At 72.5% G+C, this 13,090-nt stretch carries 14 protein-coding genes; 11 read left to right on the top strand and 3 right to left on the bottom strand.

The annotated features are described in order from the left end of the window. Positions 1 to 39: 39 nt before the first annotated feature. Both EF918_RS12045 and EF918_RS12040 read left to right on the top strand, forming a co-directional pair. Positions 40 to 1,731: a chitinase gene (locus tag EF918_RS12045; RefSeq protein ID WP_125644662.1), complete on the top strand. Its 1,692-nt coding sequence runs from the start codon at positions 40 to 42 to the stop codon at positions 1,729 to 1,731. Between the two features lie 109 nt (positions 1,732 to 1,840). Then, positions 1,841 to 3,178, top strand: coding sequence for a M14 family metallopeptidase (locus EF918_RS12040; protein WP_125644660.1), 1,338 nt, complete (start codon positions 1,841 to 1,843; stop codon positions 3,176 to 3,178). A gap of 83 nt (positions 3,179 to 3,261) precedes the next feature. Here EF918_RS12040 and EF918_RS12035 read toward each other — a convergent pair whose 3' ends face one another. Beyond that, a complete protein-coding gene (locus EF918_RS12035) occupies positions 3,262 to 3,672 on the bottom strand; it encodes a RidA family protein (protein WP_125644658.1) in 411 nt (136 codons plus the stop codon). Further along, the gene (locus tag EF918_RS12030; RefSeq protein WP_125644656.1) at positions 3,669 to 4,418 is read right to left on the bottom strand and encodes an IclR family transcriptional regulator; all 750 of its coding nucleotides are present in this window, start codon (positions 4,416 to 4,418) and stop codon (positions 3,669 to 3,671) included. The genes EF918_RS12035 and EF918_RS12030 overlap by 4 nt, the downstream gene beginning before the upstream one ends. A 121-nt stretch (positions 4,419 to 4,539) precedes the next feature. Between EF918_RS12030 and EF918_RS12025 the strand changes: the two genes are divergently transcribed. From EF918_RS12025 to EF918_RS11985, 9 genes are all read left to right on the top strand, one after another. Continuing rightward, positions 4,540 to 5,826: an alanine racemase gene (locus EF918_RS12025; protein ID WP_125644654.1), complete on the top strand. Its 1,287-nt coding sequence runs from the start codon at positions 4,540 to 4,542 to the stop codon at positions 5,824 to 5,826. Between the two features lie 46 nt (positions 5,827 to 5,872). Beyond that, complete coding sequence (locus EF918_RS12020; protein ID WP_125644652.1) at positions 5,873 to 7,447, top strand: amidohydrolase family protein; 1,575 nt, start codon at positions 5,873 to 5,875, stop codon at positions 7,445 to 7,447. 5 nt (positions 7,448 to 7,452) lie between these two features. Next, entirely contained in the window at positions 7,453 to 8,463 is a 1,011-nt protein-coding gene (locus EF918_RS12015) for a YdcF family protein (RefSeq protein WP_125644649.1), read from the top strand. 70 nt (positions 8,464 to 8,533) lie between these two features. Then, complete coding sequence (locus EF918_RS12010; protein ID WP_125644647.1) at positions 8,534 to 8,737, top strand: hypothetical protein; 204 nt, start codon at positions 8,534 to 8,536, stop codon at positions 8,735 to 8,737. Positions 8,738 to 8,859: 122 nt separating this feature from the next. Next, positions 8,860 to 9,357: a peptidylprolyl isomerase gene (locus EF918_RS12005; protein WP_125644645.1), complete on the top strand. Its 498-nt coding sequence runs from the start codon at positions 8,860 to 8,862 to the stop codon at positions 9,355 to 9,357. A gap of 236 nt (positions 9,358 to 9,593) precedes the next feature. Continuing rightward, complete coding sequence (locus EF918_RS12000; RefSeq protein WP_125644643.1) at positions 9,594 to 10,061, top strand: nitroreductase/quinone reductase family protein; 468 nt, start codon at positions 9,594 to 9,596, stop codon at positions 10,059 to 10,061. 29 nt (positions 10,062 to 10,090) lie between these two features. Continuing rightward, complete coding sequence (locus EF918_RS11995) at positions 10,091 to 10,624, top strand: dihydrofolate reductase family protein (RefSeq protein WP_125644640.1); 534 nt, start codon at positions 10,091 to 10,093, stop codon at positions 10,622 to 10,624. Between the two features lie 215 nt (positions 10,625 to 10,839). Then, a complete protein-coding gene (locus tag EF918_RS11990; RefSeq protein WP_125644638.1) occupies positions 10,840 to 12,051 on the top strand; it encodes a pyridoxal phosphate-dependent aminotransferase in 1,212 nt (403 codons plus the stop codon). Positions 12,052 to 12,143: 92 nt separating this feature from the next. Then, positions 12,144 to 12,530 (top strand): hypothetical protein, encoded by a 387-nt coding sequence (locus EF918_RS11985; protein ID WP_125644636.1) that lies wholly within the window; start codon positions 12,144 to 12,146, stop codon positions 12,528 to 12,530. Positions 12,531 to 12,637: 107 nt separating this feature from the next. Here EF918_RS11985 and EF918_RS11980 read toward each other — a convergent pair whose 3' ends face one another. Further along, positions 12,638 to 13,060 carry a hypothetical protein gene (locus EF918_RS11980; protein WP_125644634.1) on the bottom strand — a complete coding sequence of 141 codons (423 nt, stop codon included), beginning with the start codon at positions 13,058 to 13,060 and terminating at the stop codon, positions 12,638 to 12,640. Between the last annotated feature and the right edge of the window lie 30 nt (positions 13,061 to 13,090).

Genomic DNA, 13,090 nt, shown 5'->3' with positions numbered 1-13,090 from the left:
CCCAACTCCCCACCCCTCACTCCCCCCACGGAGCCTTACGTGAATCGCATACGCTCCCTCGCCCTGCTCGGGGCCGCCGCCCTGACCGCCTCGGGCCTGACGGTGCTGGCCTCGGGGACCGCCCAGGCCGCCGACGTCAACGTCGCCCGCAACCCCGGCTTCGAATCGGGCCTGGCCCACTGGACCTGCACCGCCGGCAGCGGCACCACCGTCGGCGCGCCGGTCCACACCGGGGCCGCCGCCCTCAAGGCGACCCCGGCCGGTTCGGACAACGCGCGGTGCAGCCAGACCGTCACGGTCAAGCCGAACTCCACCTACAGCCTCGGCGCGCAGGTGCAGGGTTCGTACGTCTACCTGGGCGCGAGCGGCACCGGCACCCAGGACGTGTCCACCTGGACCCCGGGCACCGGCGGCGGCTGGCAGAAGCTCTCCACCACCTTCACCACCGGCCCCTCCACCACCCAGGTCACCGTCTACACGCACGGTTGGTACGGGCAGCCCGCCTACGTCGTGGACGAGTTCAGCGTCTTCGGCCCGGACGGCGGCGGGGGCACCGACCCGGGCCCGTCCGTCCCGGGCGCGGTGACCGGACTCACCGTTTCCGGCCGGTCGGACACCGCGCTCACCCTTTCGTGGAACGCGGTCGACGGGGCGAGCGGCTACTACGTCCACCGCGACGGCACCCGCGTGGCCACGGCCTCCTCGACCGACCTGACCCTGACCGGGCTGACCCCGGCGACCTCGTACTCCCTCCAGGTGAGCGCGTTCAACCAGGCGGGTGAGGGCCCCCGCTCGGCCCCCGTGACCGGCACCACCACCGGGGGCGGCAACCCGGGCAACCCGTCGGTGCCCAAGCACGCCCTGACCGGCTACTGGCAGAACTTCGACAACGGCGCCACCGTCCAGCGCCTGTCCGAGGTCCAGGCGCAGTACGACATCGTGGCCGTCGCCTTCGCCGACGCCACCACCACGCCCGGGGCCATCACCTTCAACCTGGACTCGGCCGGGCTCGGCGGCTACACCGTGGCCCAGTTCAAGGCGGACGTCGCGGCGAAGAAGGCGGCCGGCAAGTCGGTCGTCCTCTCGATCGGTGGGGAGAAGGGCACCATCATGGTCAACGACTCCGCCTCGGCGAACAACCTGGCGAATTCGGCGTACGCCCTGATGCAGGAGTACGGCTTCAACGGGATCGACATCGACCTGGAGAACGGCCTGAACGCCACGTACATGACCCAGGCGCTGCGCGCCCTGTCCGCCAAGGTCGGGCCCTCGCTCGTGCTCACCATGGCCCCGCAGACCATCGACATGCAGTCGACCTCGAACGCCTACTTCCGGACAGCTCTGAACGTCAAGGACATCCTGACCGTCGTCAACATGCAGTACTACAACAGCGGCTCGATGCTCGGCTGCGACGGCAAGGTCTACTCCCAGGGCTCGGTCGACTTCCTCACCGCCCTGGCCTGCATCCAGCTGGAGGGTGGCCTCGACCCGTCCCAGGTGGGCCTCGGCGTGCCGGCCTCGCCCAGCGGCGCGGGCAGCGGCTACGTCTCCCCGACCGTGGTGAACAACGCCCTGGACTGCCTGGCCCGGGGCACCGGCTGCGGCTCGTTCAAGCCGTCCCGGACCTACCCGGGCCTGCGCGGCGCGATGACCTGGTCGACGAACTGGGACGCCAAGGCGGGGAATGCGTGGTCCAACGCGGTGGGTCCCAAGGTCCACGGCCTGCCGTAGGCGGTACCTGTGGGGGTGGCCGATATCGGCCTCTTGACCGGGTCATGTCAGGAGCGCACGCTGTGCGCGTCCGCACGGCTACCCCCACACTCCCCACCCAGGAGATCGCATGCGGCTACGCACCCAACGGAGGTCGGCCACCGTCGCGGCCCTGCTCGCGCTCGCCCTCGGCGCACCCGCCTACGGGATGAGCGCGACGGCCTCGGTACCGCCCACCCCGTCCACCGCGACCCAGGACGAGCAGATCGTCCAGTACCGGATCCACGGACCGTCCACCGCCGCCGCCCGCACGGCCCTGCTCGCCCTCGGTGTCTCCATCGACGAGGTCGACGACCACACCGTCGTGGTCAGCGCCGACGCCCTGCAGGCCAAGCAGCTCCGGGCGCTCGGGTACAAGCTGGACGCCCTGCCCGGACCGCCGGACCGCTCGCTGCCCGGCGTCGCGGCGTCCCCGATGGACTTCCCGTCGGCGGACTCGAAGTACCACAACTACGCGGAGATGTCCGCGGAGATCGACCAGCGCATCGCCCAGTACCCGAGCATCATGAGCAAACGGGTGATCGGGAAGTCCTACCAAGGGCGCGACATCGTTGCCATCAAGATCAGCGACAACGTCGGCACCGACGAGAACGAGCCCGAGGTGCTCTTCACGCACCACCAGCACGCCCGCGAGCACCTGACCGTCGAGATGGCCCTGTACCTGATGAAGGAGCTCGGCTCCAAGTACGGCACCGAGAGCCGCGTCACCGGCATGGTCAACAGCCGGGAGATCTGGATCGTCCCGGACCTCAACCCGGACGGCGGCGAGTACGACATCGCCACCGGCTCCTACCGCTCCTGGCGCAAGAACCGGCAGCCGAACTCCGGGTCCTCCTACGTCGGCACCGACCTCAACCGCAACTGGGACTACAAGTGGGGCTGCTGCGGCGGCTCCTCCAGCAGCAAGAGCTCCGAGACCTACCGGGGCACCGCCGGCGAGTCCGCGCCCGAGGTCAAGGTCGTCGCCGACTTCGTGCGCAGCCGGGTGGTCGGCGGCAAGCAGCAGATCAAGGCCGCCATCGACTTCCACACCTACAGCGAACTGGTGCTCTGGCCGTACGGCTGGACCTACAACGACACCGCGCCGGGCCTGACCGCCGACGACCTGGCCGCGTACAAGAAGATCGGCCAGAGCATGGCCGCGAGCAACGGCTACACGCCCGAGCAGTCCAGTGACCTCTACATCACGGACGGCACGATCGACGACTGGCTGTGGGGCAACCAGAAGATCTTCTCCTACACCTTCGAGATGTACCCCTCCAGCGGCGGGGGCGGCTTCTACCCGCCCGACGAGGTGATCGACCGCGAGACCGCCCGCAACAAGGACGCGGTGCTCCAGCTCCTGGAGAACGCCGACTGCATGTACCGCTCCATCGGCAAGGAGGCGCAGTACTGCACCACCGCGTGACCGGCACCGCGGTCGGCTGAGACCGCGGCCAGGGGCGCCCACCGCCAGGGGGCGCCCCTTTGCGCGTACGCGCTCCCGCCCGGTCAGTCCAGGACGGCCAGGGCGTCGATCTCGATCAGCAGGCCGGCGGGCAGGCCGACGTAGACGGTGGTCCGGGCGGCCGGGGCGGTCCGCAGGCCCTGCTCGGCGAAGTACGCGTCGTAGATCTCGTTCATCTCGGCGAAGTGGCCCGTGTCGGTGAGGTAGACGCGGATCATCATCACGTCGTCCCAGTCCGCGCCGCCCGCCCGCAGGACCGCACGGACGTTCTCCAGCGTCTGCAGGGTCTGCTCGCGCAGGGTCGGGCCGGCCACCACCGGGCTCTGCCCGGCGACCGCCGGGAGGAAGCCGACCTGGCCGGCGACCTGGAGGATGTTGCCCTTGCGCACCCCGTGCGAGAACGCCGCCGGCGGGGCGGCGTGGCCGGTGGGGGTGATCGCGGTCTTCTCGCTCACGGTCTCTCTTCTCCTGAGTAGTCCTGTCCGACGGCCTCGGCGGTGCGCCGGACCAGCGGCAGCAGTTCCAGCAGCTCCTCGCCCGTGACCACCACGGCCGGCGCCGACACCGACAGCGCCGCGACCGCCCGCCCGTCGGGGCCCCGTACGGGCGCCCCCACGCAGTTGATCGACTCCTCGTGGCCGCCGAGGTCGGCGGCCCAGCCCTGGGCGCGCACCACCTCCAGCTCGCGCAGGAAGGCCTCGGCGTCCGGGGTGGAGCGGGCGGTCCAGCGCGGGTAGTCGATCCGGGCGGCCAGCGCACGGCGTTCGGCCTCGGGCAGGTCGGCGAGGAGCACCTTGGCCACGGCGGCGACGGTGAGCGGGACGGGCTTGCCGATCCGGGAGTACATGCGCACCGGGTAACGGCTGTCGACCTTGTCCACGTAGACGACCTCGTCGTCCTGGTGCAGGGCCAGGTGCACGGTGTGGCCGGTGGTGCGGGCCAGCTCGCGCAGGTAGGGATGGGCGACCTCGCGGACGTCGAGGTTCTCCACGGCCTCGGCGGCCAGCGCGAACAGGCGGGAGCCGAGCCGGTAGCGGCCGTCGGACCGGCGGCAGACGAGTCCGTGCTCGTGCAGGGTGCGCAGCAGCCGCAGGGCGGTGCTCTTGTGCACGCCGAGCGCGTCCGCGACCTCGCCGAGCCCGGCTGGCCCGCGGGCCAGCAGCGGCAGCACGGTGAGCGCACGGTCCACCGACTGGCTCACGGCACTCCCCTTCGTCCGGTCCCTGGCGCGGCGTTGACCCACCGTCACCGGGGATGTTAGACAGCAGGGGCACCATCCGCAACGAACGTTGCACACTGCGCAACGCATCGGGAGGCACGTCATGGCCAGCGAAGCAGTCCGGGCACTCGCCGGGGAACCGCTCGACCACCGCTTCAAGGGCCTGCCCCCGGACGCCGAGGCCGCCGGACTGACCGCGGGCGACCTGGCCGCCCAGCGCCGCGACCTGTTCACCGGCGGGTTCACCACCCCGGTCCTGACCCTCGACGCCGAGGCGCTGGAGCACAACCTCGCCGCCCTGGGCGCCTACTGCGCCCGGCACGGCCTGGCCTTCGCCCCGCACGGCAAGACCTGCATGGCCCCACAGCTGTTCGCGCGTCAGCTCGACCACGGCGCCTGGGGCATCACGGTGGCCATGCCCCACCAGGCCCGGGTGTGCCGCGCCTTCGGGATCCGTCGGATCTTCCTCGCCAACGAGCTGGTGGACGCGCCCGCGCTGGCCTGGGTGGCCCGGGAGCTGCTGGCCGACCCGGAGTTCCGGTTCGTCTGCTACGTGGACTCCGTCCGCGGGGTCGAGCTGATGGAGCAGGCCCTCGCGGGCCTGGGCGCCACCGTCGACGTCGTCCTCGAACTCGGCGCCGGGGCCGAGGGGCGCACGGGCATCCGTACCGAGGCCGAGTGCCGGGCCGTGGCCGACGCCGTCGCCGCGGCCGCCACCCTGCGCCTGGTGGGCGTGGCCGGCTACGAGGCGACCATGCCCGGCGCCGACGCCGGGACGGTCCGGGACTGGCTGGACCGGCTCGTCGGGCTCGCCGCCGAGCTGGACGAGGAGGGCCGCTTCGCCGGGACCGGCCTGGACGAGATCGTCGTCAGCGCCGGCGGCAGCGAGTGGTTCGACGCCGTCGCCGAGGTCTTCGCCCGGATCCCGAAGCTGTCGCTGCCGGTCCTGCCGCTGCTGCGCTCGGGCGCGTACGTCTCCCACGACCACGGCTGGTACTCGGGGCTGACCCCGTTCAACCGGATCCCGCAGGAGGGCGGACTGCTGCCCGCCTTCCGGCTGTGGACCCAGGTGGTCTCCCGGCCCACCCCCGGCCAGGCCTTCGTCAACGCCGGCAAGCGGGACATCGCCTACGACCTGGGCCTGCCCGAGGTGATCTCCGTACGCGGGGCCCGGGACGGGGTGGAGCGGCCGGCGTCCGGGATCCGGGTGGCCAAGCTGTCCGACCAGCACGCCTGGCTGGAGACGGACGCCGACGCCACCGCCCTGGAGGTCGGCGACTGGGTCGCGCTCGGCATGGCCCACCCGTGCACCATCTTCGAGAAGTGGCCGATGATCCCGGTGGTCGGGCCGGACGGCACCGTCGGCGACCTCGTCCGCACCTTCTTCTGACCGCTCCCGCCGACCGCCACGACGCCCGCCGGGAGGACGCGAAGCCATGGACCTGGTCGTCCGCGGGGCCCGGATCGCCGACGGCACGGGCGGCCCCTCGTACACGGCGGACGTGGCCGTGCACGAGGGCCGGATCACGCAGATCGGCCGGATCCGGTCCGGCGGCCGGCGGACCCTGGACGCCGACGGCCTGGTGCTGGCGCCAGGGTTCGTCGACATGCACGCCCACAGCGACCTGGCGCTGCTGCGCGACCCGGACCACAGCGCCAAGGCCGCCCAGGGCGTCACCCTGGAGGTGCTGGGCCAGGACGGGCTGTCGTACGCGCCCGTGGACGACCGCACCCTCGCCGAGGTCCGCACCGCCGTCGCGGGCTGGAACGGCGACGGCTCGGACCTCGACCTGGACTGGCGGACGGTCGGCGGGTACCTGGACCGGCTGGACCGGGGCGTCGCCGTGAACGCCGCGTACCTGGTGCCGCAGGGCACCGTACGGGCGTACGCCATGGGCTGGGCGGACCGCCCGGCGACCCCGGCCGAGCTGGACCGGATGCGGGCGCTGGTCGCCGAGGGCCTGGAGCAGGGCGCGGTGGGCCTGTCCTCGGGGCTCACCTACACCCCCGGCATGTACGCCACGGGCGGGGAACTGGCCGCGCTGTGCCGGGTGGTGGCCCGCTACGGCGGCTACTGGTGCCCGCACCACCGCTCCTACGGCAGGGGCGCGCTGGCCGCGTACGCCGAGACGGTGGAACTGTCCCGGCGGTCGGGCTGCGCCCTCCACCTGGCCCACGCCACCATGAACTTCGCCGAGAACGCGGGCCGCGCCGGCGAGCTGCTGCGGCTGCTGGACGACGCCCTGGCCGAGGGGGTGGACCTCACCCTGGACACGTACCCGTACACGGCGGGCTGCACCACGCTGGTGGCCCTGCTGCCCGGCTGGGCGCACGAGGGCGGGCCCGAGGCGGTGCTGGCCCGGCTGCGGGACGGGGCCACGGCGGAGCGGATCCGGCACGCGCTGGAGGTGACCGGCTCGGACGGCTGCCACGGGGTGCCGGTGGACTGGTCGACGGTGGAGGTCTCGGGCACCGGCGACCCGGCGCTCGCCGGGCACGTGGGGCGGCGGCTCGACGGCTGGGAGACGGCCCGCCGGCTGCTGGTGGAGGACCGGCTGGCGCCGACGGTGCTGCAGCACGTGGGGCACGAGGAGAACGTCCGGGCCATCATGCGGCACCCGGCGCACACCGGCGGCTCGGACGGCATCCTCCAGGGCGCGAAGCCGCACCCGCGGGCGTACGGCACCTTCCCGCACTACCTCGGTCACTACGTGCGCGAGCTCGGGGTGCTCTCCCTGGAGGAGTGCGTGGCGCACCTGTCGGGCCGCCCCGCGGCCCGGCTGCGGCTGCCCGACCGGGGGCTGGTGCGGCCCGGGTACCGCGCCGACCTGGTGCTCTTCGATCCGCGGACGGTCGCGGCGGGGGCCACGTACGAGGAACCGCGGCGCGGGCCGGCGGGGATCCCGCACGTGCTGATCGCCGGGCTCCCGGTGATCCGGGACGGGGTCAGGACCCAGGTGCTGGCCGGGCGTTCGGTTCGCCGGACGCCCTGGCGGCCGCCCATACGATGAACGTCATGTATGCCTTCGTGCCCGGCGTCCTGTTCCTCGTCGCCTTCGCCCTGAGTGTCCGGAACGACCGGCGCCGCTTCAGCAACGCGGTCCTGCTGGGGCTGACGTTCCTCTCGCTGTCGCTGGGGCTGCTGTTCCAGGTGGCCCATCTGCCGTACTGGATGGCCGTGTTCATCCTGCTGCTGGTCCTCCTGCTGCCGGTGCTGGGCGTGGTCTGGCTCGGGGTGTTCCTGATCGCCAACGGGGTCACGATGGTCCGCAAGGAGGGCCGCCGGCCGGCGAACCTGCTGTCGATGCTGGCGGGCCTGGCCATCTTCGCGCTGCTCGGACTGCTGGTGGCCGTCCAGCAGTCCGGCTCCCCGCTGCTCGACGGGACGGTCGCCGCGCTCACCCTGGTCAGCGCGTACGTCTCGTTCGTCTTCCTGTGCTTCCTCGGGTACGCCTTCCTCTACGGGCGGACCGCGGTCCGCGGTGACGTCGACTTCGTGGTGGTCCTCGGCTCGGGGCTGATCGGCGGCGAGCGGGTGCCTCCGCTGCTCGCCTCCCGGCTGGAGAACGGCCGGCAGGTCTACGTCGCCCAGACCGCCCGCGGCGGCCGCCCGCCGGTGCTGCTGGCCTCCGGGGGCCGGGGGCCCGACGAGAAGGTGGCCGAGGCCCGGGCGATGGCCGACTGGCTGCTGGAGCGGGGCGTCCCGGCCGAGCACGTGCGGCTGGAGGACCGCTCCCGCACCACCACCGAGAACCTGGCCTTCAGCCGGGACATCATGGCCGCGGCCGACCCGGGCTACCGGTGCGTGGTCGTGACCAACAACTTCCACGCGTTCCGGGCCGCGATGACCGCCCGCAAGGCCGGGGTGAACGGGCAGGTGCTGGGCTCGCCCACGGCCCGCTACTTCTGGCCGAGCGCCACGATCCGCGAGTTCGTGGCGGTGTTCTGGGAGCACCGCAAGGTCAACCTGGCCATCTGCGGCTTCCTGGTGGCCCTGTGCGCCGCGGCGACCCTGGTGGCGCTGTAGCTGCCGATGTGCGTTCATGCGGACGGGGGCGGACCATGGGGGCCTGGGGGGCTTCCCAGGGAGGTACGCGATGGCAAGTGAAGGTGACCAGCAGCCCCAGAGCGAGGACCGTCCGTCCAGGTCTTCCATCCTCTGGTCGGGCGGTGAGCGGGCCTACGACCCCGAGGACCTCGTGATGGCCACGGGCGCCGACCCGACTCCGGAGCGGGTCGAGAAGGCCCGGAAGCTGATCGAGGAGAAGGGGCCGCAGGTGATCGAGCGGTACCTGCCGTAGCGGCGGGCACGGCGCGCGGACCCGGTCCCGGACGTTGGTCCGGACCGGGTTCGCGGCACGTTGTGCCACGTCTGCGAAGCTAGGGGTCATAGCCTGAACCCGAGAAGGGACCGGAAACAGTCATGCCCCAGGTCAAGCTGACCACCAACCACGGCGCGATCGTCATCGACCTCGACGAGGCCAAGGCGCCGGTCACCGTCGCCAACTTCCTGTCGTACGTCCAGAGCGGCCACTACGACGGAACGATCTTCCACCGGGTGATCCCCGGCTTCATGAACCAGGGCGGCGGCTTCACCGCCGACATGAACCAGAAGCCCACCCAGGCGCCGATCCAGAACGAGGCCGCCAACGGCCTGAAGAACCTGAAGTACACCGTCGCGATGGCCCGCACCAGCGCCCCGCACTCGGCGACCTCGCAGTTCTTCATCAACACCGCGGACAACGCCTTCCTCGACTTCACCTCCGAGACGATGCAGGGCTTCGGCTACGCCGTCTTCGGCGCCGTGACCGAGGGCCAGGACGTCGTGGACTCCATCGCCGCGGTGAAGACCGGCCGGGCCGGCGGGCACGCCGACGTCCCCGTCGAGCCGGTGGTCATCGAGAAGGCCGAGCAGCTCTGAGCCACCGCGCCCTCCGAGCGACCGCTCCCGCCGAGGCCGGCGTTCCCCGTCGCGCACGCCACGGGGCGCCGGCCCGGCAGCGGCTCCGGCAGCCGTCCCGGCCGCCGCTCGCCCCGGCTTGGTCCGGACCTGTGCGCGTGCGCTACGGCGTGGACGCAGAAACGTGACGCCGGGCCGCACGGTTCGTTAGCCCCGCAAGCCCCCTCCCCCCAGGGGCCCGAAGGGCAGGAACGCTCATGCACCGCACGGTCATCTCCCCCGCCGTCGACTGGGACCACCCGCTCGACCCGCGCCCCGGCCCGCAGCGCGACCACGTGAGGGCGTACGTCGCGACCGACGGCGTCGACGGGCACATCTGGCACGGTGTCCCCACCCTCCTGCTGACCACCGTCGGCCGCCGCAGCGGCCGGGCCGTGCGCACCCCGCTGATCTACGCCCGCGACGAGGACCGCTACCTCGCCGCCGCCTCCGGCTACGGCTCCGCCGCCCACCCGCACTGGTACCGCAACCTGCTGGCCCGCCCCGAGGTCCGGCTCCAGGTCGGCGCCCGGGTCCTGCGCGCCACCGGCCGCCCGGCGACCCCCGTCGAACGGGAGACCTACTGGCCCGCCCTGACCGGGCGCTGGCCGGTCTTCGAGGACGACCAGGACCGCACCGTCCGGGAGATCCCGCTGGTCCTGTTCGACCCGCTGCTGCTTCCATAATGATCAGCCCCGGACCGAAAGGCAGCACGATGACCGACCGCGCTTTCCACACCGCCGTGAGCATCGGGGTCAGCCTCGACGGGTTCATAGCCCGCCCCGACGGCGACATCGAGTGGCTCACCACGCGCGGCGCCGAGGCCGGGGAGACCGGGTACCTGGAGTTCATGGCGGGCATCGACACGCTCGCGCTCGGCCGCAGGACCTACGAGAAGGTGCTGACCTTCGGCTTCTGGCCCTACGAGGGCAAGCGCGTGGCGGTCCTGAGCAGCACCCTGACCACCGACGACCCGCGCGTGACCGTCCACCGCACCCTCGACGAGCTCCTGTCCCACCTGACCGCCTCCGGCGCCGAGCGGGTCTACGTGGACGGCGGCCGGCTGATCCAGACCTTCCTGCGCGAGGACCTGCTGGACGAGATCACGATCACCACCGCCCCGGTCCTCATCGGCTCCGGCGTCCCCCTCTTCGGCCCCCTCGACCAGGACCTCGACCTCCGCCTCACCGCGGCGAAGGTCCTCGACGCGGGCTTCATGCAGACCACGTACGCGGTGACCCGCCGCTGAGGCGGAGGGTGACGCGTGCAACACCGCAGGCCGGAGGGCGAGTGCGGGGCTTCCGTTCCGCAGGCCGGAACGGGGGGCGAGCCGCCGTTTCCAAGGGCAGGGTGGGTCCGGACCCTCGCCATCTCCCGAACCGGGACAATTCACCGCCCCGGCGCGGCATGCCGAGGCCGCCAAAGGCCGAGCGGGCGGGGCCCCCGGACCCGTAAGCTCCCGTCATGCAGGTGATCCAGTCAACGAAGCTCGCCAATGTCTGCTACGAGATCCGCGGCCCCGTGCTCGAAGAAGCCATGCGGCTCGAAGCGGCAGGTCATCGCATCCTCAAGCTGAACACCGGGAACCCGGCGGCGTTCGGCTTCGAGTGCCCTCCGGAGATCCTGGAGGACATGCTCCGCAACCTGGGCTCCGCCCACGGGTACGGGGACGCGAAGGGGCTGCTCTCGGCGCGCCGCGCGGTCATGCAGCACTACCAGACCAAGGGCATCGACCTGGACGTCGAGGACATCTACCTCGGCAACGGGGTCTCCGAGCTGATCCAGATGTCCATGCAGGCCCTGCTGGACGACGGCGACGAGGTGCTCGTCCCGGCCCCGGACTACCCGCTGTGGACCGCCTCCGTCTCGCTCGCGGGCGGCACGGCCGTGCACTACCGCTGCGACGAGCAGTCCGACTGGATGCCCGACCTCGCCGACATCGAGCGGAAGATCACCGACCGCACCCGGGCCCTGGTCATCATCAACCCGAACAACCCGACCGGCGCCGTCTACGGCGACGAGATGCTGCGCGGGCTGACCGACATCGCCCGCCGGCACAACCTGGTGGTCTGCTCGGACGAGATCTACGACAAGATCCTCTACGACGGCGCCACCCACACCAACACCGCCGCCCTCGCCCCGGACCTGCTCTGCCTGACGTTCAACGGCCTGTCCAAGAACTACCGGGTGGCGGGCTACCGGGCCGGCTGGATGGCCGTCTGCGGCCCCAAGGCGCACGCCTCCTCGTACATCGAGGGCCTGACGATCCTGGCCAACATGCGACTGTGCGCCAACATGCCCTCGCAGCACGCCGTCGCCACCGCCCTCGGCGGCCGGCAGTCGATCCACGACCTGGTGCTGCCGGGCGGCCGGCTGCTGGAGCAGCGGGACACCGCGTACGACCTGCTCACCCGGATCCCCGGCATCACCTGCGTGAAGCCGAAGGGCGCGCTGTACCTGTTCCCGAGGCTGGACCCGGCCGTCTACAAGATCAAGGACGACCGGCAGATGGTCCTCGACCTGCTGCGGGCCGAGAAGATCATGGTCGTGCACGGGACGGGCTTCAACTGGACCGAGCCCGACCACTTCCGGATCGTGACCCTGCCGAACACCAAGGACCTGGCCGACGCCGTGACCCGGATCGGGACCTTCCTGGACGGCTACAGCCAGCACTGACGTGGTCTCCGGCCGCTCTCGACCGGATCCAGCTCAACTTTAGAACCAATCCAATGTAGGATGGTCTCCTGACCCCGCAGGAGGCCCTCCTCATGTACGAGCCGATCCGCACGAAGTCGGTCCACCGCATGGGCGGCGGCCGTCCCGACTACCCGCACCGCAGCCGCGGCGAGGAGCTCGACATCCAGCTCGCCGGGCACCTCGCGGCGCTCCTCGCCGTGACCGACGAGCTGGGCCTCGACGAGGCCGCCGCCGAGATCGCGGCCCAGCTGACCCGGCTGCGCGGGACGCCGCCGGTGCGCCGTACCGACCGGACGGCGGCCGACAGCACCGCCCTGCACCAGCGCGCGCACGACCTGGCCGCCCGCGCGCTCCTCGTCGCCGCCTCGCGCGCCGACACCACCGCCGCCATCCTCGCCGCCGAGCGCATGGACGCGCACAGCGCCGCGCTCCGCCTCGCGGGCGCCGGCGCCCCCTGACGGCCCCGGTCCGGGACCGGGGAGGCCTCGGACCGGGAGCCACGACCATCACCGGGCCGGGCCCGGGCCGCACCCGGCCCGGGCCCGGCCCGCGTCCGTACGCGGCCTCAGCCGCTCCCCGGCCCCGACGGGGACGGGGAGGCCTGCGCGTCCGCCAGACCGCACCACGGGGTGGTGCCCGGGGGCCAGGGCGGGCCGACGGCCTCGGCGGAGCCCGCCTCGGGGGTCAGCCTGACCAGGGCCTGGGTCGTCGGCCCGGCCACGCCTTCCCGGAACTCCACCGTCGCCACGTACGCGCCCGTACCCGGCCGGTGGCCGACCACCCGGACGTCGGCGACCACCCGCCGGCTCGCCGGATCGATTCGGCAGCCCGTCACCGCCAGGTCCTGCGCCCCTCCGCGCTCCTCGGCGACGGCGGAGCCGCCCCCGCTCCCGCCCCCGCTCGCCCACACGTACAGCCCCAGCGGGCCGAAGACCAACAGCGCGGCCAGGGCCACGAGTGCCACCAGCCACCCACGCATCTGCGTCATTCCCCCATCATGGCCCCGCTGCGGAAGTGG

The sequence above is a fragment of the Streptomyces sp. WAC06614 genome (assembly GCF_003949795.1).
GTDB lineage: Bacteria > Actinomycetota > Actinomycetes > Streptomycetales > Streptomycetaceae > Streptomyces.
Note: the sequence above shows the minus strand (reverse complement) of the source record. Positions and strands in the feature narration are given on the sequence as shown.